Source organism: Cryobacterium soli (assembly GCF_003611035.1).
Classification (GTDB): Bacteria; Actinomycetota; Actinomycetes; order Actinomycetales; family Microbacteriaceae; genus Cryobacterium; species Cryobacterium soli.
The window spans coordinates 4,215,228-4,240,608 of record NZ_CP030033.1 but is presented as its reverse complement, the minus strand read 5'-3'; the positions used below and the strand labels follow the sequence as shown (position 1 = coordinate 4,240,608).

Here is a 25,381-nt window from a genome sequence, read left to right as displayed (position 1 = left end):
CCAGTCCACCCGCGAATCTCGCCTGTTCCAGGGGTGTCCGGTCACCGTCTGGTTAAACACGGAACTTGACTCGCGCTTTGAAAGGATGATCCTGCTAGATATTAGGGAGATCACATTGATCCCGAGTCCACGCTGAGCGGAATCCCCGAAGCAGCTCGCGACCACAGGCACGACCTACCGGTGACTTCCGGGGCTCCGACGCCTGAGCGAGGAACTCCGCATGACCGATTCACCCCGCAAACGCCCCGTGCGCCTTCTGCATCACGACACCGCCGAGCGGCCCTTCATCGTCATCTGGGAGGTCACCCGCGCATGCCAGCTGGTCTGCACTCACTGTCGGGCCGATGCGATCCGCAGCCGCAACCCCCTCGAGCTCAGCACCGAGCAGGGCAAGGCACTACTCGCTGACCTTGCCGCCTTCGGCACACCCCGCCCGCTGATCGTACCAACCGGAGGCGATCCTTTCGAACGCCCCGACCTGCCCGAACTCGTCGCCCACGGCACCGCTCTCGGCCTGAGCATGGCCCTCTCCCCCTCGGTCACCCCGAAGCTCACCAACAAGGTGCTCGTCAACCTGCACGATGCCGGCGCGAAGGCCATCTCGCTGTCGTTGGATGGCGCGACCGCCAGCACCCACGACACCTTCCGCGGCGTAGCCGGGGTGTATGACGACACCATGATCGCCGCCCGGCAAGTACGCGAGGTGGGCTACCGCCTCCAGATCAACACCACCGTGACCGCCGACAACGTACACGAGTTGCCGGCCATTCTAAAGACCGTGCTCGAGCTCGGCACCACACTCTGGAGCATCTTCTTCCTGGTACCGACCGGGCGCGGCACGTTGCTGAACGCCCTCACCGCCGAGCAGGAGGAAGAAGTACTGCACTGGATGCACGACGTCTCCGAGCTCGTAGCGATCAAGGCAACCGAGGCACCGCATCACCGTCGTATTGCGATCCAACGCGCGGCCGTGACGGATGTCGATGCGGCGTTCCCGGTCGGCCCGCTGCGAGCCTCCCTTCGGGTTGAAACCGCCACGCAGCTGACCGGCGAGGAGCCGAAACGCCGCGCGGCCAGGGCGCCGATCGACGTAAATTCCGGTCGCGGTTTCGCCTTTGTGGACCACGTCGGCATGGTCTGCCCCAGCGGGTTCCTGCCGATCGCGGTCGGCTGCGTGCGCGACCAGCCGTTCTCTGACATCTACCGCGGAGCAGACCTTCTGCAGGACCTGCGCTCCCCCGACAACTTCGGGGGTCGGTGCGGGCGTTGCGAATTCCGGGCGGTCTGCGGTGGGTCGCGGTCGCACGCGTACGCGGTCACGGGCGATCCACTCGCCGCCGATCCCAGCTGTGCCTATGAACCCGCACACGCGTAACCCGAATCCGCCAGCAACCAAAGGACATCCAGTGCCAGAACAGTCCCGGCCAGAGCCGACCACCGTCGCCATCATCGGGGCTGGCATCAGTGGCCTCGCCACCGCCTACTACCGTTCCCGCCACTTCCCAGACAATCGCCGTATCGGTCGTTAATCATTTTTCACGGTGTTCACTCGTTGTCGGGTTCTCCGGCGGCGGTCAGGCTGACCGTGGGCACACCATCAGGGCGCGCTTTCACATCCAACGGAAACCAGGAGCTCTCATGTCAGCCGCTTCCACCGCCGCTAGCAGCCGTCTCGAACCGGACCTGTCCAACTGGGACCCGGAGAACGAAGAGACCTGGGATTCCAAACTCGCCTGGCGAACGCTATGGATCACCACGTTCAGCCTCACCCTCGCGTTCGCCTCCTGGTACCTGGTGAGCGCGATCGCGCCTCGGCTCAACGACATCGGCTATTCGCTCTCGTCGAGCCAGCTGTACTGGCTGGTGGCGCTGCCCGGCCTGGCAGCCGGAATCCTGCGCCTGGTCTTCATGTTCCTTCCGCCCATCATGGGAACCCGCAATCTGGTGGCGATGTCGTCTGGGCTGTTGATCCTTCCGATGCTCGGTTGGACCCTCGCCGTGCGCGACACGTCGACCCCGTTCTGGGTGCTGCTGTGCCTGTCGTTTTCGGCCGGCATCGGCGGCGGCGCGTTCTCCGGCCTGATGGCGTCCACCAGCTACTTCTTTCCCAAGCGCCTCGCCGGTACGGCGCTCGGTCTGCAGGCGGGCCTGGGCAACTTCGGTATCGGTCTGATCCAACTGCTGCTGCCTTGGGTGGTGGGCTTCGGCCTGCTCGGCACGGCCGCGCTGACCCCGCAGTCAAGTGCCAACGGGGAACTCGTGTGGCTGCACAATGGTGGGCTGGTGCTCATCCCCTGGGCCGTGCTTGCCATGGTGCTCTCGATTCTGTACCTGCGTCGGGTGCCGATCACGGCCAACTTCGCCCAGCAGATCGACATCTTTCGGGTCAAGCACACCTGGATCATGACCGCCATCTACCTGATGAGCTTCGGCGCCTACAGCGGCCTGGCTGCCCAGATGGGCCTGATCATCCTCAACGTCTACGGTGATTTCCCGGATGCGCCCAACCCGCTGGCGTTCGCATTCATTGGCCCCGTGGTGGGCGCCGCCGTGCGCGCCGCGTGCGGCCCGTTCTGCGACAAGTTCGGTGGGGCGATCTTCACCTTCGTCGGCGGCGCCGGCATGGTGGTGGGCACCATCCTCACGTCCTTCTTCCTCACCCCGTCCACTGTCGGTGAGTTCTGGGGCTTCCTCACCGGCATGCTGATCATCTTCTTCTTCGCCGGCCTGGCCAACGGTGGCACCTTCAAGCAGATGCCGATGATCTTCCCCAAGCGTCAGGCTGGCGGCGCCATCGCCTGGACCTCGGCGATCGCGGCGTTCGGTCCGTTCATCGTGGGCATCGCGCTCACGGCGATCAGTCCCACCGCGTTCTTCATCGGTTGCGCCGTGTTCTGCGTCTTCTGCACGGTGTTGGCGTGGGTCTACTACGCGCGTCCCAACGCCCCCTACCCCGGCTAGCGCAACGACGGTCGGCGCGTACCGTGGTTTCACACCACCCGCTCCCCGCGGGTGGTGGGGTCACTCGGCGGCGGCGCTGGTGTAGCGGTCGAGCACGACGTCCACGAGAGTGACGGGAGGTTCCTCACCGTCGACGAGGAGGGGCTCGCTGACGATGTCGGCGCCCGCCCTCCGGGCCATGGCCGCGAAGGTGCCCGGGGCGAGGAGGTAGTTGGCGACAACCACACGCGCCCCGGGAAATTCGGAGCGGGAATCGGCGACAGCCTCCGGCAGGCGGGGTTCCGCAGCGGTGATGAAGGCGACCGTGACCGCACGATCCAGCAGCGCCGAGAGCTGCGCACCCGCGGCGTGGCAATCCGCCACGGCGTTCGCGTCGCTGGACCCGGCTGCGGCGAGAATCACCCTGTCCCCGTCGCGGAGACCGCATTCGGCGAGGCGGCGGGCCACAATAGCCGTGATCCGGGTATCGGGTCCGAGGGCGGCCGTCACGGTGACCCGGCGCGGCGCGGCGTCTGCCACGGCGTTCGCGAGGTCGAATCGCACGTGGTAGCCGGCGGAGATCAGGAGCGGCACGAGGACAGTGTCTCGCCCGGGCTCGGCTTCGGCGAGGCACTGCGGCACATCCGGCTGCTGCACGTCAACGAATCCGCCCACTACTGGGGTCTCGGGTCTCGCGGCGGCCAGTCCGCGCGTCGCCGCGGCCACCAGCTGGAGCACGGCGCGCTGTGCGACGGGGTCGCGGGAGCCGTGCGAGGCGAGCAGCAGGAGCGGGGCGACCCTCACAGCCGATTCGGCAGCCATCAGGCTGCGGCGTGCGCCGGCGCTTCCGAGACGAGACGCACCCGCACGGAGCCAGACTCGACACTGGTTTCGAACGTGCGCAGACGCAGGTCGGGCGAGTTGAGGCATTCCCCGGTAGCGAGGTCGTACACCTGCTTGTGCAGCGGTGAGGTCAGCGTCACGCGATCGCCGCGCGATCCGACGATGCCACGGCACATCACGTACGAGCCCGTGGCGGGGTCCTCGTTGGAGACGGCGTACACGGTTCCGTCGGGCATCCGCACCAGGGCGAGCTGCTCGCCGTCGACGATCGCGGCTTCTGCCCACAGCGGTTCGAGCTGAGAGAGCGCGCAGACCTCTACCCAGCCGGCGCCGGCCTCGGTGCTCAGCGTGGTCGTGTCGTGTGTGGTGAACATGATGCCCTTCGATTCCGGCGCCGGGCCGGTGGATGCGTGCGGCGCCCCTTCAGGTTACCCACGCACCAGGCGCCTGACGCGGGACCTAGGACCCTTATATGGCGCGCGCGCGTATGACTTACTGGAGAGACGCCATGAGGTCGGCCTGGTGGCGGGTTTACGCCATCGGGGTTCCGCGGCCTGATCCACTCCGAGAGGTGCCGCGATGACACTGAACACCCCCCAGCAACCCCGCCGCGTGCTCGTGATCGGCGGCGGTCCCGCCGCCCACCGTTTCGCCGAGGCGATGGATGCCCGCGCCCGCGCCGCCGGTGACAACATTCGCCCGATCGACGTCACCGTCATCGGCGAAGAGGTGCACCTCCCCTATGACCGGGTCTCCCTCTCACACCGACTCGGCGGCCCCGAAGACCTCACGCTGGGCGACCCGTCCTTCTGGCAGTCCGAGACCATGCACTATCGCGGCGGCGGCCGCGTCACCGCCGTCGATCCCGCGGCCCAGACCGTGACCCTCGACGCCGGTGACGTGCTCTCCTACGACGACCTGGTCTTCGCCACCGGTTCGAGCGCCTTCGTGCCGCCGGTGCCCGGCGCCGACAGCGGTGTGGTCTATCGAACGATTGAAGACGTGGACTTCCTGGTCAGCGAGACCGCCCGCCTGAAGGCGAAGTTCGGCCGGCCCGCGAACGTCACCGTGATCGGCGGCGGGCTGCTCGGGCTCGAGGCCGCCGGCGGCGTGCAGCGCCTCGGCGCGAACACCACGATCGTGGATGGCGCCACCTGGCTGATGCCCACCCAGCTCGACCAGGGCGCCGGCATGGCCCTCGGCCGTCTCATCGACGCGCAGGGCATCCAGCTGGAACTGGGCCACCGCCCCACCGAGATCCTCGTCGCCGAGACCGGGCAGGTTCTCGGCCTCACCCTCGACGACGATCGCCAGATCAACGCCGACCTGATCGTCTGGTCCATCGGCATCCGTGCCCGCGACGAACTCGCCCGCGCAGCAGGCCTGGAGATCGGCCCGCGCGGCGGCATCGTGATCGGTGACGACTGCGCCAGCTCGGTGCCCGGCATCTGGGCGATCGGCGAGGTCGCCAGCGTCGATGGGCGCTGCATCGGCCTGGTCGCCCCGGCCAACGCCATGGCCGAGGTCGTCGCCGACCGGCTGAACGGCGGCGAAGCCGTGTTCCCCGGCATCGACGACGCCACCAAGCTCAAGCTCTCCGGAGTGGAGGTGGCCAGCTTCGGTGACGCCTTCGGCACCGGTGAGCGCGCCCTCGAGGTGGTCTACGCCGACCCCGCCCGCGGCCTGTACCAGAAGGTCGTCGTCTCCCACGATGCCAAGACCCTGCTCGGCGGCATCTTCGTCGGTGACGCGTCACCGTATCTGTCACTGCGCCCGCTGCTCGGTCGGGAACTGCCCACCGAACCCGGCGCGTACCTCTCCGCGTCCGGCGCCGAACTCCCCTCCAGCTCGGACATGCCCGATGACGCCCAGCTGTGTTCCTGCAACGACGTCTCCTTCGGAACCGTGCGCGCCGCCATCCGAGGTGACCACGGCGACCCCATAACCGAGCTCGGCGCCCTCAAGGCCTGCACCCGGGCCGGCACCCAGTGCGGCTCGTGCGTGCCGCTGCTCAAGAAGGTGCTCGAAACCGAGCTGCTCGCCGCGGGCCTCGAGATCTCGAAGGCACTCTGCGAGCACATCTCGATCAGCCGCAGCGAACTGTTCGAGTCGGTGCGAGTGCTACAGCTGAGCTCGTTCGACCAGATCATGGAACGCTTCGGCACCGGCCTCGGCTGCGACGTCTGCAAGCCCACCATTGCCTCCATCCTCGCCTCGCAGTCCTCCGCCTACATCCTGGATGCCGGCCGTGGCGGACTGCAGGACACCAACGACCGGGCCCTCGGCAACATGCAGAAGGACGGCAGCTACTCGGTGGTGCCCCGCATCCCCGCCGGTGAGATCACCCCGGAAAAGCTCATCGTGATCGGCCAGGTCGCCGCGGAATTCAACCTGTATACCAAGATCACCGGCGCCCAGCGCATCGGCCTCTTCGGTGCTCGGCTCGACCAGCTGCCCGACATCTGGCGCGCCCTCGTTGACGCCGGCTTCGAATCCGGCCAGGCCTACGGCAAGAGCCTGCGCACGGCGAAATCATGCATCGGGTCGACCTGGTGCCGCTTCGGCGTGCAGGATTCCGTGGCCCTGGCGATCATGCTGGAGAACCGGTATCGCGGGCTGCGATCGCCGCACAAGTTCAAGATCGGTGTCTCCGGCTGCGCCCGCGAGTGCGCCGAAGCCCGCGGCAAGGACATCGGCGTGATCGCCACCGAGCTCGGCTGGAACCTCTACGTCGGCGGCAACGGCGGCTTCCAGCCGGTACACGCCGTACTGCTGGCCAAGGATCTCGACGAGGCCACCCTGGTGCAATACATCGACCGCTACCTGATGTATTACATCCGCACCGCCGACCGTGTGCAGCGCACCGCGCGCTGGCAAGAAGACCTGGAAGGCGGCATCGACCACGTGCGCGACGTGGTCGTGAACGACTACCTGGGCATTGCCGCCGACCTCGAGGCGGCAATGGCCGCCCACGTCGACGTCTACGAAGACGAGTGGGCGGCCACGCTGGCCGACCCGGATCGGCTGCGCCGGTTCCGTCCGTTCGTCAACTCCGACACCCCCGACCCGTCGCTCCTGCAGGTCATCGAGCGCGACCAGCCGCGCCCGGCCCGGCCCGACGAGCGTGACCACGCCACCATTGCCGGGTCGATCAGGCGCACCGGCCGCCGTATTCCGGTGAGCATCGACGGCGTCGACATCTCCCGCGTTCCGTCGACCGGCGCGGAGTAGCCCGTGGACCTCGGTCTCGATTACACGGGCAAGCGGGTGCTCGTGGTGGGCGGTGCCCAGGCGGCCCGGCGCGTTATCGCGCGCTACCTGGCCTCGAGCGCACACGTCTACCACCTGACCGGGCCCGGCCCCGCGTTGGTGGGGCGCCCCGTATCCGGGGTCAGCACCCCCGCTTTTCCCCGGTCCGCGGGTGCGTGGAACGCGCTCATAGCCGCCGTTGACCTGGTGGCCGTCGTGCAGGCCTCGCCGGACATCGATGCGCGCATCAGCGCGGCATGCGCCCGGCACCGCACCTGGCTCACCCGGGAGGCCGCCGCGTCGACCGCACCGGTCGGGTCGGTCACTCTGGTCGGCGGCGGCCCCGGCCTCGAGAGCCTGCTCACGGTCGGCGCCATGACCGCTCTGCACACCGCCGACGTTGTCTTCTATGACCGGCTTGGTCCCACCGCCCGGCTCGCCCAGTGGGCTCCGGGGGCAGAACTCGTCGACGTCGGCAAAGCACCGGGGCACCACGCGATCCCCCAACGTGACGCCGAACGGATGATGGTGTCCGCCGCCCTTGCCGGGCGCACCGTCGTGCGGCTCAAGGGCGGTGACCCGTTCGTGTTCGGCCGGGGCGGCGAAGAGGTGCTCGCCTGCCGTGCCGCCGGCGTGCCGGTGAGCGTGATCTCTGGAGTGACGAGCGCGATCGCCGTGCCCGCGGCCGCCGGTATCCCGGTGACGCATCGCGAGGTGAGCCGGTCATTCACCGTGATCTCCGGTCACGCCCCGATCACCGATACTGAACTGACCCACCTCATCGGCCTGGACGGCACCATCGTGGTGCTGATGGGCATTGGTACCCTGTTGCAGATGATCGCCGGGCTGAACCGGCTCGGCATGCGGGCCGACATGCCCGTCGCCATTGTGGAGCGCGGCTTCGCTCACGACCAGCGCTCGACCTTTGGCCGGCTGGACACCATAACCGCGCTCGCGACCGGCGCTGGCGTGCGCTCCCCCGCCGTCGTGGTGATCGGTGAGGTCGTCGCCCTGGCCGCTCGCGGCGATGCCGACGCGTCCGACCTCCTGTATGAGGCGTCGGAGCTGGCCGGCTGAGAAGCTCGACCAGCTCCGCGCCGGGCGGTTAGCGGCGGATGTTCGTGCGGGAACGGGACGGCCGGGCGGGCTCATCGGCGCGTGGAGAGACGCGCACATTGGGCAGCTCGGCCTTCTCCCAACCACGCTTGACCGTGCGGGCGCCGGAGCCCTTGTGGGTGTCGCGGGAGCGGTAGATCACATATGGGCGCCAGATGTAGCCGATCGGCGCCGAGAACACGTGCACCAGGCGGGTGAACGGCCAGAGCAGGAACAGCGCGGTGGCGGTGAGCACGTGCAGCTGGAAGAAGAACGGTACATCGCTCATCAGCTCCGGCTGCGGCTGGAAACCCCAGAGGCTGCGGATCCACGGTGAGATCGAGCCGCGGTAGTCGTAGCCGGCGCCGAGCACCTGGTGCAGGACGGTGGCGGTGGTGCCGAACAGGATGGTGCCGCCGAGGAAGATGTACATCACCTTGTCCATCACCGTGGTGGCCAGGTGTACCCGGGTGACCAGACGCCGGCGGATGATCAGGATGACCAGTCCAGCGATGGTCAGCACGGCCGCGATGCTCCCGAGCCAGGTGGCCCCGATGTGGTAGATGTGCTCGGTGACCCCGAAGAATTCCAGCCATGGCTTGGGAATGAACAGACCGACCACGTGGCCGCCGATCACCATGAGCATGCCGTAGTGGAACATCGGCGACCCCCAGCGCAGCAGCCGGTTCTCGTACGTCTGGCTGGAACGGGAGGTCCAACCGAACTGGTCGAACCGGTAGCGCAGGATGTGGCCGACCACGAAGGTGGCGGCGGCGATGTAGGGGAACGCCACCCACAGGAGATAGTCGAGCGGGGTCATACCCTTACGTCCTCACTGGAACCGCCATCGGCGGAGAATGGTTTGAGATTGCCGAGGAACGTCATGCCGACCGTTTCGGTAGGGGGACCTTCGTTGACGAGGTCGAGGTAGCGCTGGCGGGTGGCGTCGTCGATCGGCGGCAACGAAAGGCAAACGGCCTCGACGAGGTGCATGTAGGGGCTGTTGACCTTCTCGAGGGCCGAACGCAGCACCTCGATGCCGTCCCGGTGCGCCGAGAGCAGCTCGCCGGCGATCGGTGAATCGCTCAGCGCCGAGAACTCGAGCACCATCGGCAGGTAGTCGGGCAACTCGTCGGCCGCAACCTCCCAGCCGGCGGCCCGGTAGGCCTCGACGAAGCGCACCAGAGCCATCCCGCGGCGACGGGTGTCGCCGGCCGCGTAGTAGCTCAAGTACGGACAGCACTTGCGTTTGAGGTCGAAGGTAGCGGTGAAGTGCACCTCCAACTCCTGCTGGTTCATCTCCCCCGCGGCGTCGAGGAAGGCGCCGAACGCGGCCCGCAGGCCATCCGGAAGCTTCTCGACCGACGCGGCCACGGCCGAGAACCGGCCGCGGCGCGCCTCGTCGGGGTAGTCCATCAGCAAAGATGCCGCCATGTGCGCGATGTGGCGGTCGCCGTCGCCAAGAGTGAGCGCCGTCACCCGCCGGGGCGCGAGCTTGGGCATTCTCACGCTGTGGCCTCTGGGCTCTTCTTGGGCGGGAACATTCCCTGGGGCACGGCGCCGCCGGTCCAGTTGAGCAGGTTGACCCGGCCCGGCGTGGTGGGCTTGGTCTTCTCACCGCCGCGGCCGGTCATCTCGTTGTAGTTCGAGACTGTGCCGGCCAGTGGCATGCCGGGTTCCTGGCCGAACGGTCCGGCATTCTGGCCGGGTCCGCCCATTCCGGGGCCACCGTCGGTGTCGAGCGAGCAGGCGAGCTCGTCGAGTTCGCGCGCGGTTTCCACGTGAGCCTTGGGAATGACGTAGCGGTCCTCGTACTTGGCGATCGCGAGGAGCCGGTACATGGCTTCCATCGTCTCGCCCGTCATGCCCACGGCCTTTGGAATCCGCTCGTCTGCTGGCTTGCCGAGGTTGATGTCGCGCATGTAGGAGCGCATGGCGGCGAGCTTCTTCAGCGACGCCTCCACGGGCCGCACGTCGCCGGCCGAGAACAGCCCGGCCAGGTACTCGACCGGGATGCGCAGGCGGTCGATCGCGGCGAACAGAGTGCGGGCGTCCTCGCTGTCGGCCTGGGTGGTGGAAACCACGTCGACGACCGGCGAGAGCGGCGGGATATACCAGACCATGGGCATGGTGCGGTATTCGGGGTGCAGCGGCAGCGCGATCTTGTACTCGGAGATCATCTTGTAGATCGGGCTGTTCTGCGCGGCGAGGATCCAGTCGTCCTCCATGCCCTCGGCCTTGGCCGCCGCGATGACCTCGGGGTCGAACGGGTCGAGGAAGCAGGCGCGCTGGGCGTCGAGCAGGTCGTGCTCGTTCTCGACCGAGGCCTGCGCAAGCACGGCGTCGGCGTCATAGAGCATCAGACCGAGGTAGCGCAGGCGTCCCACGCACGTCTCGGAGCAGATGGTGGGCTTACCCTGTTCGATCAGGGGGTAGCAGAGCGTGCACTTCTCGGCCTTGCCGGTCTTGTGATTGAAGTACACCTTCTTGTAGGGGCACGCCGAGACGCACATGCGCCAGCCGCGGCAGCCGTCCTCGTCGACGAGGACGATGCCGTCTTCTTCGCGCTTGTACATGGCACCCGAGGGGCAGGCCGCGACACAGGCGGGGTTGAGGCAGTGCTCGCAGATGCGCGGCAGGTAGAACATGAAGGTGTTCTCGAACTCCATCTTCACGTGCTCGCTCATGGTGGCGAGGATGGGGTCGTCAGCCGCGGTCTCCTGCGAGCCACCGAGGTTGTCATCCCAGTTGCCGGACCACTTGATGTCCATGTTCTTGCCGGTCAAGAGCGACTTGGGCCTGGCGACCGGGCTCTGGGTTCCGGCCGGAGCCGTGGTGAGCATGTCGTAGTCGTAGGTCCACGGCTCGTAGTAGTCGTCGATCACGGGAAGATCGGGGTTGTCGAAGATGTGCAGCAGCTTGCTCAGCCGACCGCCGGCGCGCAGTTTCAGCCGGCCGCGCTTGTTGCGCACCCAGCCGCCCTTCCACTTCTCCTGGTCTTCGTACTGGCGCGGGTAGCCCACGCCGGGCTTGGTCTCCACGTTGTTGAACCAGGCGTACTCGACGCCGGTGCGGTTGGTCCAGACCTGCTTGCAGGTGACTGAACAGGTGTGACACCCGATGCATTTGTCGAGATTCATGATCATCGACATTTGAGCCATTACGCGCATTTAGTACTCAACCTCCTGGCTGCGTCGACGAATCACGGTGACCTCGTCGCGTTGGTTCCCGGTCGGGCCGAGGTAGTTGAAAGCGAACGACAGCTGGGCATAGCCGCCGATCAGGTGAGAAGGCTTGAGCAGGATGCGGGTGAGCGAGTTGTTGGTGCCACCGCGCATTCCGCTGGTCTCGGCGACGGGCACGTTGATGGTGCGGTCCTTCGCGTGATACATGTACACCGTGCCCTCGGGCATCCGATGCGAGACGATGGCCCGGGCCACGACCACACCGTTGCGGTTGTAGGACTCGATCCACTCGTTGTCGCGCACGCCGATCTTGTTGGCGTCCTGCGGGGACATCCAGATGGTGGGACCACCGCGGGACAGCGAGAGCATCAGCAGGTTGTCCTGGTACTCAGAGTGGATCGACCACTTGGAGTGCGGCGTGAGGTATCGCACGGCAACCTCGGCGCGACCCTTCGAGCCAGGGGCTCCGGTGGCGGCGGTAGAGCCGACGATGGAGTCCTCGAACAGGCGGTGCATGTCCAGCGGCGGCCGGTAGATCGGCAACTGCTCGCCGAGCTCCACCATCCAGTCGTGGTCGAGGTAGAAGTGTTGCCGCCCGGTGAGGGTGTGCCACGGTTTGAGATGTTCAACGTTGATCGTGAAGGCACTGTAGCGGCGGCCGCCGTGCTCGCTACCCGACCACTCCGGGGAGGTGAGCACCGGAACCGGCGCGCCCTGCACGTCCGGGTAGGAGAACCGACGACCCTCGTTGTCGCTGGCCAGGTGCGCCAGCTTCACACCGGTGCGCTTCTCCATGTCGCGGAAGCCCTGGGTACCGAGCCGCCCGTTTGTGGTTCCCGAAAGGGCCAGCACCATTTCACAGGCCTGGATGGCGGTTTTCAGCTGCGGCCGGCCTGCGGTGGGGCCGCTGGCGATGAGGCCGTTCTTCTGGCCGAGGTAGGCCACCTCCACGTCGGGATTGAACTTGACGCCCTTGGTGACCATGCCGAGCTTCTCGGTGAGCGGACCCAGCGAGCCGAGCCTCTCGTAGAAGGCCGGGTAGTCACGTTCGACCACCACGAGCTTGGGCATGGTGACACCGGGGACCAATGGCAGGTTGTCTTCGACGATGCCGTGCGGGCTCGACATGGCATCCGGGGTGTCGTGCAGCAACGGGATCGCGACGAGGTCTTTGCGCACACCGAGGTGCTTCACCGACATCTGGGAGATCTTCTCCGCCAGGATGTGGAAGATGTCGAAGTCGGTCTTGGACTGGAACGGCGGGTCGATGGCCGGATTGAACGAGTGGATGAACGGGTGCATGTCGGTGGTCGACAGGTCGTTCTTCTCGTACCAGGTGGCCGGCGGCAGCACGACGTCGCTGTAGATCGTGGTCGACGTCATGCGGAAGTCGCTGGTGACCATCAGGTCGAGCTTGCCCTCCGGGGCGGACTCGTGCCATTTCATGGTCTTCGGGCGCTTCTGGGGCGGCGACTCCGGCGCCCGCACGGCACTCTTGGTGCCGAGCAGGTGTTTGAGGAAGTACTCGTTGCCCTTGCCCGAGGAGCCGATGATGTTGGCCCGCCAGACGACCATGACGCGCGGGAAGTTCTCCGGCGCATCCGGGTCTTCGATGGCGTACTCCAGGCTGCCGTCGCCCAGGGAGTCAACGACGTACTGGGCCGGTTCGACTCCGGCCGCCGCGGCGTCATCGACGAGGTCGAGCGAGTTGCGGTTGAAAGTCGGGTAGCCGGGCATCCAGCCGCGTTTAGTGGATTCGACCAGGCAGTCGGCCGTGGTGCGGTCCTTGAAGACGCCGGAGCCGAGCGGGCTGGAGAGGGTGTCGGCGGAGAGGCCGTCGTAGCGCCACTGGTCGGTGGCGAGGTAGAAGAATCCGGTGCCGATCATCTGACGCGGCGGCCGCACCCAGTCCAGGCCGAAGGCGTACTGGCCGTAGCCGGTGAGCGGGCGGACCTTCTCCTGGCCCACGTAGTGAGCCCAACCGCCGCCGTTGACCCCCTGGCAACCGGTCATGGTGGTCAGCGCCAGAAAGGCGCGGTAGATGGTGTCGGAGTGGAACCAGTGGTTGGTTCCGGCACCCATCAGGATCATCGAGCGACCGTCGGAGTCCTCGGCGTTCTGCGCGAACTCGCGGCCGATGCGTTCGGCGGCCTGGCGTGGCACCGAGGTGATGCTCTCCTGCCAGGCGGGGGTGCCGGGCGAGGTGGCGTCGTCGTAGCCGGTGGGCCAGTAGCCGGGCAGGTTCAGTTCGTCCCGGCCCACGCCGTACTGGGCGAGCAGCAGGTCGAACACGGTGGTGACCAGCTGGCCGGCCACCATTCTTACGGGCACGCCGCGGCGCACGATACCGGCGCCGCCGGCGTGCTGTTCGCCGATTTCGTCGGTCTCCGGAGCCACGTCGAAGCGGGGCATGTCGATGGCGACGGATGCCTGGTCGTAGCCGGGTGCATCCGCGATCGAGAGCAGTGGGTCGATGCCCTCGAGGTCGAGGTTCCACTTGCCGGCGTCGGTCTCGCTGAAGCGGTGTCCGATGGAGCCGTTGGGCACCACGGCCTGGCCGTTCTGGTCGAGCATCACTGTCTTGAAAGCGGCGCTGGCGACTGTCGTGGCCAGACCGGGCAGGGCATCCGCGGTGAGGAATTTGCCGGGCACGTAGGCGTCGCCGCGCGGGGTGAGGCTGATCAGGTAGGCGGAGTCGCTGTAGCGCTTCATGTAGTCGACAAAGCGGGTGGTGCGGCGGTCGACCAGGAATTCCTTGAGCACGACGTGGCCCATCGCGATGGCGAGGGCGCCGTCGGTGCCGGGGTGAACGGCGAGCCATTCGTCGGCGAACTTGGAGTTGTCGGCGTAGTCGGGTGAGACCGTGATGACCTTCTGGCCCCGGTAACGGGCCTCGACCATGAAGTGCGCGTCGGGGGTGCGGGTGACGGGCACATTCGAGCCCCACATGATCAGATAGCTGGAGTTCCACCAGTCGGCCGATTCGGGCACATCCGTCTGGTCGCCGAAGACCTGCGGGCTGGCGACGGGCAGGTCGGCGTACCAGTCGTAGAACGAGAGCATGGTGCCGCCGAGCATGGAGATGAACCGGTTGCCGACACCCTGCGACACGATCGACATGGCCGGGATCGGCGAGAAGCCGGCGATGCGGTCCGGCCCGTACTTCTTGATGGTGTGCACGTGTGCGGCAGCGACGATCTCGGAGGCTTCGTCCCAGCTGGCGCGCACCAGGCCGCCCTGACCGCGGGCGCTCTTGTATGCCTTGGCGCTCTCGGGGTTGTCGGTGACCTCGGCCCAAGCGAGAACCGGGTCACCGGTGCGGGCCTTGGCCGCACGGTACAGCTCAAGCAGCACACCACGCACGTAGGGGTAACGCACCCGGGTGGGCGAGTAGGTGTACCAGCTGAACGCGGCACCACGGGGGCAGCCCCGCGGCTCGTACTCGGGCGAGTCCGGGCCAACGGAGGGGTAGTCGGTCTGCTGGGTCTCCCAGGTGATGATGCCGTCCTTGACGTACACCTTCCAGGAGCAGGAGCCCGTGCAGTTCACGCCGTGGGTGGAGCGGACTTCCTTGTCGTGGGTCCAGCGGTCACGGTAGAAGGAGTCGGCGTCGCGGCCGCCCTCGAGGAACACCGAGCGGAGGTCTGGCGAGGTCTCACCGCGGCGGAGGAACCGGCCGAAGTTGAGGATCGTGTCTGTGAGGGGGCCGTCGGTGCCGGGCTTGGCGGCCCGAGCGCTGGCCTGACCAGACCTCGCGAAGATGGAGTTCTTCAGTGATTTCACGGTGATCCCCTTGCCCTGTGGGAGTCACCACGGTCAGTGACACCCTCGGGGGTAAGCCTGACCGTTGCTGAAAATCGCTACAACCGCGAAACACCGTGAATAATCGGCGGCGGACCCAGGACCGGGGCTCTCGCCGGCTCCAGCACCCGAACGAGCAAGTCAAGGGTGCAGGTGTCCGGGCCGACCAGCGGATGCATCCGCTCGGCCTCGAGCGGGCCGTCCGTCTGCTCGAGGAGTGTCTGGATCAGGCCGTAGTGCACCGCACAGACCTCGGGGTGCAGCTTCACCATCTCGCTGTACGGGCAGTCGTGGAGATGCACGTGGGTGCCGTCAGGGTCGTGGTCGGAGTCGAAGCCGCTCTGGTCGAGATGGTCGTCGAGCGCATCGATCTGGTTCTGACGAGGCGTGCTCGTGATGGCCTCAAGAGGCAGAAGCTTGCGCACCAGTTCGCCGCGGCGGTGTGCGGCTTCCGCCTTGGCGGCCCGCACTGACCCGGGTTCGATGGCGCGGGCGGCCGCGCTGTACAGCATCCGGGGACGACCCTTGGTCTCGCGGTTTTCGGGCTGGCAGGTGATGAAGCCGTCGTCGACCAGTCGTTGCAGGTGTTCCCTGGCGGTGTTCGGGTGTAGCCCGGCGGCGTCGGCGAGGTCGGTCACGGTCATGGTGCCGCGGCGCTGAAGGTGCCAGAGCAGGGTGATCCTGCTGATGGAGGCGAGCGTTCTGTAGCTCGTGGCGGCGCGGGGCATTTGGCCAGTATGCGCTCTTGTTGCGTCTGGCGGTACCCCGCCGGCCCGGCGGCCTGCCTCCTGGCCCGCGGCGAGCACCGCCTGAAGGTCCGCTCCAGCGTCCAGCAGAGTTTCAGACCTGACGGTCCTAAGGTGCGTCAGATGCGCGACCAGAATGCAGGTGAAACTGGCTTCCCCCGCTGACCAGCCTGCAAGGAGGGGACGGACCTCGGATCAGATGTTGATCGGACCTGGCGAATGCGGCGCTACCGTGGGTTCACCGTCGAGGATGGCGTTCACGATCTTCTCCGCACGTGGCGTGAGAACATCGCCGGGGTAGAACTGCTCGTAGAGTTCGCCCGCGTCCTCAAGCGTGTGGACGTCACACAGTGCGAGGAGGAGCCTGATGTCGCGGGTGTCGCGCCCGGGTCGGTTCGCTCGAAGCTTCATAGCCAGCATCGCCTCCTTGGATGCCACTTCGATAACGATGCCATCCGCGTCGTGGATCGTTTCCCACTCAACGGCGCGGCCGAGAGTGGGGAGGGCGTCGGCCTTTGTGACCTCGAAGTTCAGCCATTTCGCGTCCCATCCGCGCTTATAGGCGACCCTCTCGGCGGCGGCGACTGGCTCATCTGAGCCGGGATTGACGTGAAGGACATCTAGGTCCTGCGTCGTCCCCCGGTCGAAGTAGCGCAGGGCGAGTGCAGCGCCGCCCACGAGCCGGATGCCAGCGACCTCGCCCGCATCGTGTAGCTCGGCGACGAGATCTCAAAGGCCCAGGATGATCGCGTCACGATCTAGCGGAGTGGCTGTCATCACACACTTGCGAAGGTATCTGCCCAAGCGAAGACACCGCGTTCGGCGAACTCAACCGGCACGTCATCACGCTCAGGCGCCGGGTCGGCCGGGTCGACCCGGAAAACGACAGGTACGGTGAGCGTGCGATCGGGGTTGTTGACCCATCCAGGGAGCGGGATGTCTTCCTGGTTGAGTCGCCAAGCCACCAGGGCCGCGATCGCCGCGTCCCACACCCGATCCCCGGTGTTTTCCGGCTCTGTCAGGCCGAGGATTCCTCGGACGAGTCCGTGTTCGGCGGTGAGGTTGTCATTCAATTGGAGGAGCGCCCGCAGGGCCCGGTCTGTGTCACGGGCGCGCAGATGTTCACGAATTGCCACTGCCGAACTGGCTGCGTCGTCCCGTCGTGTGGGAGCGGCGTACAGTCGATGCCCGGTGCCAGCGAGGAGCCGATCAACGGTGCTGTAGGCGGCGTCTCTTCCCCGTTCATGATGAGAGACGCTGGCCTGGTCGATGCCGGTCAACTCTGCAAGGCGCGCCTGTGTGAGATTACGGCTCCGTCGGGCGGCCCTAACCAGGGTGGATGACGCTGCCACGATCACCACCTCCCAATCGCAATATGACTCCTAGAACATATTCTACTCGCACACATCAACATAAGGATGGCGAACGTACTGACGGCTGCTACCAGTTCGCAGCAGGCAGTCCGCTGGATGCGCCGAACAACCAACAGGTAACACGCACCCCTCAGCGCTAACAGCCACGGCCGAATGCGACACCAGAAACCAACGTCGATTGTGGTGCGTTTCTGGTCACACAAACGCCCGGAATACCAGGCATCGTGGGCGGGCCGAGCCAATATTCTTCTCTACCCGGGCACAGCATTCCCTGATGAGCGCCACTTTGTCGGAAGACTCGAACCAAGAACCTCGCAACCATTCAGACTTCTCATAGGATCCGAAACGTCAATTCACTACTGACCGGCATAAATGATGAGAAGCGCCCCAAACCGGCCCGTCGCTCTAGCGGTTTTCGGACATGACCCAACGACGGAGTCCACATGAAAAAACCCCCGCATGACCGGGGGTTTTGCTACTGCTGGGGTACCTGGACTCGAACCAAGAACAAATGAACCAGAATCATCCGTGTTGCCAATTACACCATACCCCAATGGCGTAGTCCGAGAACCGCGCCGAAAAGTAACTCTAGCCCACTTCGGTGCGACCAGCCAAATTGAGTGGAGGGTGTGTCGCGAGCGGGCCGAGAAGCTCGCGGTTGATGGCCACCGCGGCGCGCGCACCCTCGCCTGCGGAGACAAGCAACTGCTCCGGTCCGGGCGGGGTGGTGTCGCCCGCGGCGAAGAGACCGGGCACCGAGGTGCGGCCCTGCGGGTCGACGACGATCAGGCCGGACGCATCCGTGGCCGGATGAAGCGCACCCGCGAACGTCGCGGCTGCCTCGTACCGGGGACGCACAAAACCGCCCTCCCTGGCCACGAACTCACCGTCGGCGACCTCGATACCAGTCATGGCGCCGCGCTCCCCCACCACGTCGGTGAGGGCGCGCCGGTCGACACGGATGCCGCGTGCGGCAAGTGCCGCTTCGTCGGCGTCGGTGACCTGGCCGACACCGTTCGTGAAGACGATGAGGTCGTCGGTCCACTGCGAGATGAGCAGGGCGTGCTCGGCGAGGTCGTCGGTCTCGCCGATCAGGGCGAGGGCGCGGTCGGCCTCTTCGTAGCCGTCGCAGGCGATGCAGCTGTGCAGGTTGGTGCCGTACCAGGCGCGGATGCTCGGCAGCGCCGGCAGCGTCTCGGCCAGGCCGGTGGCGATCAGCACGGTGCGCGCCGTGACCACCCGGTTCTTCTCGCCGCGCATGCCCTTGGTCGACACCGTGAAGCGGGCCACTGTGGCGTCCGTCGCCTCGGCGCCCGCCAGGGCCTCCACGGCGCGCACGAGCCCCATGTGGAACTCGGCGGCCGGATAAGCCTCATACTCCTCACGGCCGATGCGCCTCAGCTCCAGGGGCGGAACGCCGTCCCGGGTGATGAAACCGTGCGACCGGAGAGTGGCCGAATGCCGGGGCCGGTTGCTGTCGATCATCAGGGTGCGCCGGCGGGCGCGCACCAGGTTGAGCCCCGCGGCCAGGCCGGCTGGGCCGGCACCGATGATGACGACGTCGTATGGCGTCTCGGCGGCGCCGGCAGCGGAGGCGCCGCCGCCGGCGTTCACTGAACCGTCCGGGCTCATGACACCAGGGTCGCCGAGAGCCGGTCCAGGCGGGCCAGGGTGTCGCTCCGGCCGAGGATCTCCATGGATTCGAACAGCGGCGGCGAGATCTTGCGGCCGGACACGGCCACGCGCAGCGGGCCGAACGCGACCCGGGGCTTGAGGCCGAGGCCCTCGATCAGGGTGTCCGCGAGGGTCGTGTGCAGGAGCTCGTGCTTCCATTCCGCTTCGGGAATGTTGCGGAGGGCGTCCGTGGCGGCTGCGAGGATCTCGGCGGCGTTCTGCGGAAGCGACTTCAGCGCATCCGCCTGGAACTCGAGGGTGTCGGCGCTGTGGAACAGGAAGCCGAGCATGTCGGGCGTCTCGCCGAGCAGGGCGATGCGCTCCTGCACGAGCGGGGCGGCGGCGGTGAGGATGGCCTGCTCGGCGTCGCTGAGCGGCTCGGTGACGATGCCGGCGTGCACCAGGTACGGCACCACGCGGGAGGCGAAGTCGGCCGGCTCGAGCAGGCGGATGTGGTCGCCGTTGAGCGATTCGGCCTTCTTGAGGTCGAAGCGCGCCGGGTTGGGGTTCACGTCCACGACGTCGAACGCGGCGATCATCTCCTCGATGGAGAACACGTCGCGGTCATGCGTGAGTGACCAGCCCAGCAGGGACAGGTAGTTGACCAGGCCCTCGGGGATGAAGCCGCGTTCGCGGTGCAGGAACAGGTTCGACTCGGGGTCACGCTTGGAGAGCTTCTTGTTCTTGTCGCCCATGACGTAGGGCAGGTGGCCGAAGCGGGGCACGAAGGTGGTGAGTCCGATGTCGATCAGCGCGTGGTACAGGGCGATCTGGCGCGGGGTGGAGGAGAGCAGGTCCTCGCCGCGCAGCACGTGGGTGACGCCCATGAGCGCGTCGTCGACCGGGTTCACGAACGGGTAGAGCGGATGCCCGTTGGGCCGCACCACGACGAAGTCGCTGAACGAGCCGGCCGGGAAGGTGATCTCGCCGCGCACCAGGTCGTCGAAGGAGAGCTCGGTGTCGGGCACCTTGAGGCGGAGCGCCGGCTGGCGCCCCTCGGCGCGGAACGCGTCCTTCTCCTCGTCGGTGAGGTCGCGCTCGTAGTTGTCATAGCCGAGCTTGGGGTCGCGGCCGAGCTTGATGTTGCGCTCGGCGATCTCCTCGCCGGTGGCGAAGCTCTCGTAGATATGGCCGGACTCGACAAGCTTTGCGATCACGTCGCGGTAGATGTCGTAGCGCTGGGACTGGCGGTACGGCTCGTGCGGTCCCCCGGTCTCCACACCCTCGTCCCAGTCCAGGCGCAGCCAGCGCATGGCCTCGAGGAGCTGGGTGAAGCTTTCCTCGCTGTCGCGGGCGGCGTCGGTGTCCTCCACGCGGAAGATGAACTTGCCGCCCGTGTGCCGGGCGTAGGCCCAGTTGAACAGGGCCGTGCGGATCAGGCCGACGTGCGGCGTGCCGGTGGGCGAGGGGCAGAACCGCACACGCACATCAGTGCCGGTTGCGGTCGAGAACGGGTGCGCTGTTGTAGTAGACATACGGCATTCATCCTACCGAGGGTGGCCCGCACCGGCGTGTGCGGAATGTGGCCCAGGGCCGGCGCCGAACAGCGACCACGGTGCCGCGTCGATCACACCGATGGCGCGGATGGTGGCGGCCACCGCAGGAACCGACTCCGCGCCCTCGGCGCCGACGAGGTGGATCGTGCGGAAGTCACCCGCTGTGGTGGGCCGGGCCACGATGCCGGCGGGCAGCGGGGAGGCCGCGATCGCGAGGGCGGGCACCAGGGCCACACCCAGGCCAGCGGCGACCATACCGAACACGGCCACGACGTTGTCGGTCTCGTAGGAGATACCCGGCGTGAAGCCGCTGCGGGCAGCGAGGTCGAGCAGGTGCGCCCGGCAGCGCGGGCAGCCGCCGATCCACTGGTCCTCGGCCAGCCGGGCCAGATCTATGCGGCTGTGACCGGCCAGAGCGTGCTCGCGAGGAAGCACCACGAGCATCTCATCGCGCCACAGCGGCACCACGGTGAGCCCCTGGGCGCTCTGCCGGTGCGGGTCGGCCTGGTCGCCGGTATAGCTGAAGGTGATCGCGAGGTCGGCGGCGCGGTCCCGCACGGCGCGCACGGCCTCGGGCGGTTCGGCCTCGAGATAGCTCAGCTGCACGCCGGGGTGGCGCTGGGACAGGCCGCGCAACAGGGTGGGGATGACCGTGGCCGACGCGGAAGGGAAGGCGGCGAGTGTCACCCGGCCACTGCGCAGGCCGGCCAGGTCGCTGAGTTCGCCCGCCGCGGCATCCAGCGCCTGGGTCACCGTGGCCGCGTGCCGGGCCAGGATGCGGCCGGCCTCGGTGAGTCGCACGCCGCGGCCCGACTTGGCCACCAGGGGCAGCCCGAGCCGAGCCTCGAGGCGTTTGAGGTGCTGGCTCACCGCCGGTTGGCTGTAGCCGAGGGATCGCGCGGCGGCGGTGATCGAGCCGAGCTCGTTGATGCGGTGCACGATGCGCAGCGCGTGGGAATCTACGTCGAGTGCACGGTGAACGGTGTCGGGCATGCTCGAAGCATAACCGCTCGTTATGGGAAAGATCGAGCACTGGCCATTGCCGAATGGATCGGGGCGCGGGACGCTGGAAGCATGAGTTCCACCGCTCCGCCCCGTACTCCACTCGCCACCCTCAGCCTGACGGAGGCGCGGGCCGCGTACTCCCCCAGCACGACCCGCTATCTGGCGGCGTGCACCTCGGGCCGGCCGACCATCGAAACCGTGCGGGCGCTGCAGGTTGACGCCGACATCTGGGCTCGCGGCGAGGCCTCCCCCGCCCACTACCAGGTGGAGATCGACCGCGCCCGGGCACTCTACGCCGGTCTGGTCGGGGTCGGTGCCGACCGGGTGGCGATCGGGTCGCAGGCGTCGGTGATGGCCGCGGTTGTGGCGGCATCCGTGCCCGACGGCCGGGAAGTAGTCTGCGTCGACGGGGACTTCACCTCCATGGTCTTCCCGTTCCTGCAGCAGGAACACCGCGGCGTCACCGTGCGCCACGTGCCGGTGGCCGAGCTGGCGGCGTCGCTCACCGAGCGCACCTGGCTGGTGGCCTTCTCCCTCGTGCAATCCGCCACCGGCGAGATCGCGGATGCGCCGGCGATCCGCACGGCCGCCGCCGAGGTGGGCGCCTACACGCTCTGCGACACCACCCAGGCCACCGGCTGGCTGCCCGTGGCGGCCGGCGACTTCGACGCCACCATTTGCCACGCCTACAAGTGGCTGGGGGCGCCGCGTGGGGCCGCGTTCCTCACCGTGCAGCCCGCGCTGGCGGAGCTTCTGCGCCCGGTGCAGGCCGGCTGGTTCGCCGGCGACGACCCGTGGGCATCCTGCTACGGCCCCACCATGACACTGGCCACGGATGCGCGCCGCTTCGACGTTTCTCCGGCTTGGCCGGCGTGGGTGGGCACGAGGGTTGCCCTGGAATTCTTCGCGCGGCTCGATCCGGCCGCGGTTTACGCCCACGACACAGGCCTCGGCAATGCGCTCTGTGCCGGACTCGGGCTGCCGCAACGATCCCAGGCCATCGTCACGTGGGCGGACCCATCGGGCGCCGACCTGGCCCGCCTGACCGCCGCCGGCATCACGGCCTCCGGACGCGCGGGCCGAGCCCGAGTCGCCTTCCATCTCTGGAACGACGCCTCCGACGTCGAAGCAGCTCTGATAACCCTCGCCCGCTAACCCCTTCCGCCCGCTGGCCCCTCTCGCCAGGCTGTCCCACCCCATCTCCCTACGCACCAATCGCGAGCTGTAACTCAAGCACCGACCCGTCGCGTTGTGGGGGCCTATGTCACAGTTCGCGGATGGGCACTCTAGGCGCGTGTGCGGGTCGCTCGAATGTCAGTGGTCGGTGAGACGATCTCACTATGAGTAGCCCAGACCAGGCTCCACCGCCCACTCCGGACGATGACGACTACTCTCCGGAGTCCGCTCCACCCGGCATCACCCCCACCGCTATCACCCCGACCGACCCGATCACACAGACACCGCACGCCGAGGCGGCTGAGCCCGACGAATACGTGCCCGATGTAGCTTTGGACGAGTTCGTGAAGACGGAGCTCGCCCGACGCACCGAACTCATCGCGGCCGACGCCCGCCTGATCGCCCAGGTCCAGGCCCGGCAGGCCGAGCATATGGTCGACCTGCAGACGTGGAGCGAGGATCCGCGGGTGTCTTCCCGCCTGCACGGCAGCCCGGATCTCATCCGGGCGGCCGCCCGGAACACGGCGACCATGACCACGTACCAAGCCCGCGCCGCCGCGTACTCACGGTGGGAGGACGGGGAAGTGGCCCGCCGCACCATCGTGAGCGAACTCGCGTGCCTGCTCAAGCTCGCCGAACGGGCCGTGGAACGGCTGCTGGACCAGTCCCTGTGGTTGCTGTCGACCCCCGCCGCGTTTCAGGCCCTCTCCGCCGGTGAGATCAGTTACCGCCACGCGACCGTGCTCCTGGACCAGATGCGCACCCTCCCGGACGAAGACCAGGCCGCGTTCGTGGAAGCGGTCCTCCCGGCCGCGAAGAAGCTACCCGTGGGCCGCTTCAACGACAGAGCCCGCCGGGTGCGGGAACGCACGCACCCGGAATCGATCGCGATCCGTAACAGGAACGCTTTCGCCGACCGCCGCAGTTACTGGGAGGCCGCACCCGACGGGATGGGCTGGCTGCACTGGTACGGCACCGCCCACGACACCAAAGCCGCCTTCGACCGCATCGACTCGATGGCCGTGCGGCTGAAGAAGACCGACGCCTCGACCGCGGCGGAGGCGACAGCGACAGCAGCCGCCGGAGCTGGCGAGAGCTTCGGCCCGGGTGCCGGCACGGGCTTCGGGTTGGGCACGGCCGCGATGAGGGACGAGGAGGAGAAGCGGCGCACGCTCGACCAGTTGCGCGCCGACATCACCCGCGCCCTTTTGTTGGACGGCGTCACCCCTGACGGGATGGGCGTCGGAATCCGCGGCAAGGTCATGATCACCGTTCCCGTCCTCACCCTCCTGGGCCTGGACGATGAACCCGCCACCCTCGAAGGCTACGGACCGATCTCCCCCGAAACCGCCCGCGAGATCGCCGGGAACGCACCAGGCTTCACCCGGCTGCTGACCCACCCGGAGTCCGGGGTGGTGCTTTCCCTGGGCAAAACCCAGTACAAGAAGACCAAAGCCATGGGCAAATGGCTGCGGATGCGCGATGAAACCTGCCGTTTTCCCGGCTGCTCCCGCCCCGCCGTCAAGAGCGACGTCGACCACACCGACCCCTGGGCCGGCGGCGGCACCACCGACAGCGACAACCTCGCGCACCTCTGTGAAGCCCACCACCGGCTCAAGCACCTGTCCCGGTGGCGGGTCACCCAGGAGCCCGGTGGAATCCTGCTCTGGACCTCGCCCGGACAACGCAGCTACCGCACCGACCCCGCCAACCCCGTGGCACCACCCCGGCCCCTGCCGCCGACCACCGGCCCGAAAACCCGGACCCGCCCCGCCGACGACAGCTACCTACAGCCCCGACACCAACCCACGCGCCGCCCCACGGCGCCCGTCCCCGAAAACCCACCGTTCTAGCGTGGGCACTGAAGGTCTGAAGGTGGAAATGAGAGCGGGAACGCACGAAAGCGGCCCCACGGTCGCCTCCGGATCCGGGAGGTGACCACAGGACCGCTTTCGCGAGACTGGGTGATGCGTCGTGCGCAGTGCGAACTGCTCGGTGCGAACTGCGCAATGCGAACTGCTCAGTGCGAACTGCTCAGCGCGAACCGCGCGGGCGCCACTACTTCTGGGCGGCCACCGCGTCGATGATCGCCGTGGCGAGCTTGACCGACGACGCCGGGTTCTGGCCCGTGTAGAGGTTGCGGTCGATTTCGATGTGCTCCCCGAAGGACGCACCCTCGACGAAGTCGGCACCCAGTTCGACCAGACGCGCCTGCACGAGCCACTTGGCCTTCGGTGCGAGTCCGCCCAGGGCCTCCTCGGCGTCGGTGAAACCGGTCATGCGGTAGCCCAGGAACGGCCAGGTGCCGTCGGCGTCGACCGAGGCCAACAGTGCCGCCGGGGCGTGGCAGAGCACGCCGAGGATCTTGCCGGAGCTGATGGCATCCGTCATGATCTGACCACTGGTCGCGTCGACAGCGAGGTCTTCCATGGGGCCGTGGCCGCCGGGGTAGAAGACCACGTCGTAGTCGGACACCGTCACGTCGTCGAGCGAGTTCGGGCTCTGCAACGCGGGCAGGGATTCGAGGTAGCTGCGCAGCTCGGCGGAGCGCTCGTCACTACCGGTCGCGCCGGCGGCCAGGCTGCCCAGGTCCACCGTGGGAGCAGCGCCCTGCGGCGTGGCAATAGTGATCGACCAGCCGGCCTCGGTGAACAGGCGGTGCGGTTCGGCTAGCTCTTCGGCCCAGTAGCCGGTGGGGTGCAGCGAACCGTCGTTGAGGGTCCAGTGGTCAGCGGCGCTGACGACAAAAAGTACGGAAGTCATATTCTCTCCAAGAGTCGGATTCAGTGAAACGGATG

Annotated in this window: 19 protein-coding genes and 1 tRNA gene; 6 read left to right on the top strand and 14 right to left on the bottom strand. The window is 67.5% G+C overall.

What is annotated here, in order from left to right; all coding sequences use genetic code 11:
* Positions 1-220 precede the first annotated feature (220 nt).
* Both DOE79_RS19735 and DOE79_RS19730 read left to right on the top strand, forming a co-directional pair.
* Positions 221-1,375 (top strand): TIGR04053 family radical SAM/SPASM domain-containing protein, encoded by a 1,155-nt coding sequence (locus tag DOE79_RS19735; protein WP_120339957.1) that lies wholly within the window; start codon positions 221-223, stop codon positions 1,373-1,375.
* Positions 1,376-1,638: 263 nt separating this feature from the next.
* Positions 1,639-2,961, top strand: coding sequence for an MFS transporter (locus DOE79_RS19730; RefSeq protein ID WP_120339956.1), 1,323 nt, complete (start codon positions 1,639-1,641; stop codon positions 2,959-2,961).
* A gap of 60 nt (positions 2,962-3,021) precedes the next feature.
* On the opposite strand, the gene DOE79_RS19725 is transcribed toward DOE79_RS19730, so the two are convergent.
* Both DOE79_RS19725 and nirD read right to left on the bottom strand, forming a co-directional pair.
* Positions 3,022-3,744 carry a sirohydrochlorin chelatase gene (locus tag DOE79_RS19725; protein ID WP_245977031.1) on the bottom strand — a complete coding sequence of 241 codons (723 nt, stop codon included), beginning with the start codon at positions 3,742-3,744 and terminating at the stop codon, positions 3,022-3,024.
* A 17-nt stretch (positions 3,745-3,761) separates the two neighbouring features.
* On the bottom strand, positions 3,762-4,157 hold the full coding sequence (nirD, locus tag DOE79_RS19720; RefSeq protein ID WP_120339954.1) for a nitrite reductase small subunit NirD: 396 nt from the start codon (positions 4,155-4,157) through the stop codon (positions 3,762-3,764).
* 205 nt (positions 4,158-4,362) lie between these two features.
* On the opposite strand from nirD, the gene nirB reads away from it, so the two are divergent.
* A complete protein-coding gene (gene nirB / locus DOE79_RS19715; protein WP_120339953.1) occupies positions 4,363-7,014 on the top strand; it encodes a nitrite reductase large subunit NirB in 2,652 nt (883 codons plus the stop codon).
* Positions 7,015-7,017: 3 nt separating this feature from the next.
* Complete coding sequence (cobA, locus tag DOE79_RS19710; RefSeq protein ID WP_120339952.1) at positions 7,018-8,109, top strand: uroporphyrinogen-III C-methyltransferase; 1,092 nt, start codon at positions 7,018-7,020, stop codon at positions 8,107-8,109.
* Between the two features lie 28 nt (positions 8,110-8,137).
* Here the strand turns inward: cobA and narI are convergent, their stop codons facing one another.
* The 11 genes from narI to DOE79_RS19655 all read right to left on the bottom strand — a co-directional run bounded on the left by narI (position 8,138) and on the right by DOE79_RS19655 (position 21,395).
* Positions 8,138-8,947, bottom strand: a complete 810-nt coding sequence (gene narI / locus DOE79_RS19705) for a respiratory nitrate reductase subunit gamma (RefSeq protein ID WP_120339951.1) — start codon at positions 8,945-8,947, stop codon at positions 8,138-8,140.
* Positions 8,944-9,630: a nitrate reductase molybdenum cofactor assembly chaperone gene (narJ, locus tag DOE79_RS19700; protein ID WP_120339950.1), complete on the bottom strand. Its 687-nt coding sequence runs from the start codon at positions 9,628-9,630 to the stop codon at positions 8,944-8,946. Before narJ ends, narI begins: the two co-directional genes overlap by 4 nt.
* A 2-nt stretch (positions 9,631-9,632) precedes the next feature.
* Positions 9,633-11,297 (bottom strand): nitrate reductase subunit beta, encoded by a 1,665-nt coding sequence (narH, locus tag DOE79_RS19695; protein ID WP_120339949.1) that lies wholly within the window; start codon positions 11,295-11,297, stop codon positions 9,633-9,635.
* Positions 11,298-15,086: a nitrate reductase subunit alpha gene (locus DOE79_RS19690; RefSeq protein WP_245977348.1), complete on the bottom strand. Its 3,789-nt coding sequence runs from the start codon at positions 15,084-15,086 to the stop codon at positions 11,298-11,300.
* Positions 15,087-15,172: 86 nt separating this feature from the next.
* Positions 15,173-15,841: a helix-turn-helix transcriptional regulator gene (locus tag DOE79_RS19685; protein WP_120339948.1), complete on the bottom strand. Its 669-nt coding sequence runs from the start codon at positions 15,839-15,841 to the stop codon at positions 15,173-15,175.
* A 213-nt stretch (positions 15,842-16,054) separates the two neighbouring features.
* Positions 16,055-16,537 carry a hypothetical protein gene (locus tag DOE79_RS19680; RefSeq protein ID WP_120339947.1) on the bottom strand — a complete coding sequence of 161 codons (483 nt, stop codon included), beginning with the start codon at positions 16,535-16,537 and terminating at the stop codon, positions 16,055-16,057.
* Between the two features lie 98 nt (positions 16,538-16,635).
* A complete protein-coding gene (locus DOE79_RS19675; RefSeq protein ID WP_245977030.1) occupies positions 16,636-17,139 on the bottom strand; it encodes a Cro/Cl family transcriptional regulator in 504 nt (167 codons plus the stop codon).
* A 574-nt stretch (positions 17,140-17,713) separates the two neighbouring features.
* Positions 17,714-17,785, bottom strand: a tRNA-Gln gene (locus DOE79_RS19670).
* 35 nt (positions 17,786-17,820) lie between these two features.
* A complete protein-coding gene (locus tag DOE79_RS19665; protein WP_120339945.1) occupies positions 17,821-18,864 on the bottom strand; it encodes an NAD(P)/FAD-dependent oxidoreductase in 1,044 nt (347 codons plus the stop codon).
* Positions 18,861-20,381, bottom strand: a complete 1,521-nt coding sequence (gene gltX / locus DOE79_RS19660) for a glutamate--tRNA ligase (RefSeq protein ID WP_120339944.1) — start codon at positions 20,379-20,381, stop codon at positions 18,861-18,863. Before gltX ends, DOE79_RS19665 begins: the two co-directional genes overlap by 4 nt.
* 12 nt (positions 20,382-20,393) lie before the next feature.
* A complete protein-coding gene (locus DOE79_RS19655) occupies positions 20,394-21,395 on the bottom strand; it encodes a LysR family transcriptional regulator (protein ID WP_120339943.1) in 1,002 nt (333 codons plus the stop codon).
* An 81-nt stretch (positions 21,396-21,476) separates the two neighbouring features.
* Between DOE79_RS19655 and DOE79_RS19650 the strand changes: the two genes are divergently transcribed.
* Both DOE79_RS19650 and DOE79_RS19645 read left to right on the top strand, forming a co-directional pair.
* Positions 21,477-22,562 (top strand): aminotransferase class V-fold PLP-dependent enzyme, encoded by a 1,086-nt coding sequence (locus DOE79_RS19650; protein ID WP_120339942.1) that lies wholly within the window; start codon positions 21,477-21,479, stop codon positions 22,560-22,562.
* 185 nt (positions 22,563-22,747) lie between these two features.
* Positions 22,748-24,436: an HNH endonuclease signature motif containing protein gene (locus DOE79_RS19645; RefSeq protein ID WP_120339941.1), complete on the top strand. Its 1,689-nt coding sequence runs from the start codon at positions 22,748-22,750 to the stop codon at positions 24,434-24,436.
* 205 nt (positions 24,437-24,641) lie between these two features.
* On the opposite strand, the gene DOE79_RS19640 is transcribed toward DOE79_RS19645, so the two are convergent.
* Entirely contained in the window at positions 24,642-25,346 is a 705-nt protein-coding gene (locus DOE79_RS19640) for a type 1 glutamine amidotransferase domain-containing protein (RefSeq protein WP_120339940.1), read from the bottom strand.
* Positions 25,347-25,381: the final 35 nt, after the last annotated feature.

What these genes read in the sequence shown, in the direction of transcription:
- DOE79_RS19735 (WP_120339957.1), top strand. Translation starts at nt 221, where the DNA reads ATGACCGATTCACCCCGCAAACGCCCCGTGCGCCTTCTGCATCACGAC.
- DOE79_RS19730 (WP_120339956.1), top strand. Translation starts at nt 1,639, where the DNA reads ATGTCAGCCGCTTCCACCGCCGCTAGCAGCCGTCTCGAACCGGACCTG.
- nirD (WP_120339954.1), bottom strand. Translation starts at nt 4,157, where the DNA reads ATGTTCACCACACACGACACGACCACGCTGAGCACCGAGGCCGGCGCC.
- nirB (WP_120339953.1), top strand. Translation starts at nt 4,363, where the DNA reads ATGACACTGAACACCCCCCAGCAACCCCGCCGCGTGCTCGTGATCGGC.
- narI (WP_120339951.1), bottom strand. Translation starts at nt 8,947, where the DNA reads ATGACCCCGCTCGACTATCTCCTGTGGGTGGCGTTCCCCTACATCGCC.
- narJ (WP_120339950.1), bottom strand. Translation starts at nt 9,630, where the DNA reads ATGCCCAAGCTCGCGCCCCGGCGGGTGACGGCGCTCACTCTTGGCGAC.
- narH (WP_120339949.1), bottom strand. Translation starts at nt 11,297, where the DNA reads ATGCGCGTAATGGCTCAAATGTCGATGATCATGAATCTCGACAAATGC.
- DOE79_RS19685 (WP_120339948.1), bottom strand. Translation starts at nt 15,841, where the DNA reads ATGCCCCGCGCCGCCACGAGCTACAGAACGCTCGCCTCCATCAGCAGG.
- DOE79_RS19665 (WP_120339945.1), bottom strand. Translation starts at nt 18,864, where the DNA reads ATGAGCCCGGACGGTTCAGTGAACGCCGGCGGCGGCGCCTCCGCTGCC.
- gltX (WP_120339944.1), bottom strand. Translation starts at nt 20,381, where the DNA reads ATGTCTACTACAACAGCGCACCCGTTCTCGACCGCAACCGGCACTGAT.
- DOE79_RS19655 (WP_120339943.1), bottom strand. Translation starts at nt 21,395, where the DNA reads ATGCCCGACACCGTTCACCGTGCACTCGACGTAGATTCCCACGCGCTG.
- DOE79_RS19650 (WP_120339942.1), top strand. Translation starts at nt 21,477, where the DNA reads ATGAGTTCCACCGCTCCGCCCCGTACTCCACTCGCCACCCTCAGCCTG.
- DOE79_RS19645 (WP_120339941.1), top strand. Translation starts at nt 22,748, where the DNA reads ATGAGTAGCCCAGACCAGGCTCCACCGCCCACTCCGGACGATGACGAC.
- DOE79_RS19640 (WP_120339940.1), bottom strand. Translation starts at nt 25,346, where the DNA reads ATGACTTCCGTACTTTTTGTCGTCAGCGCCGCTGACCACTGGACCCTC.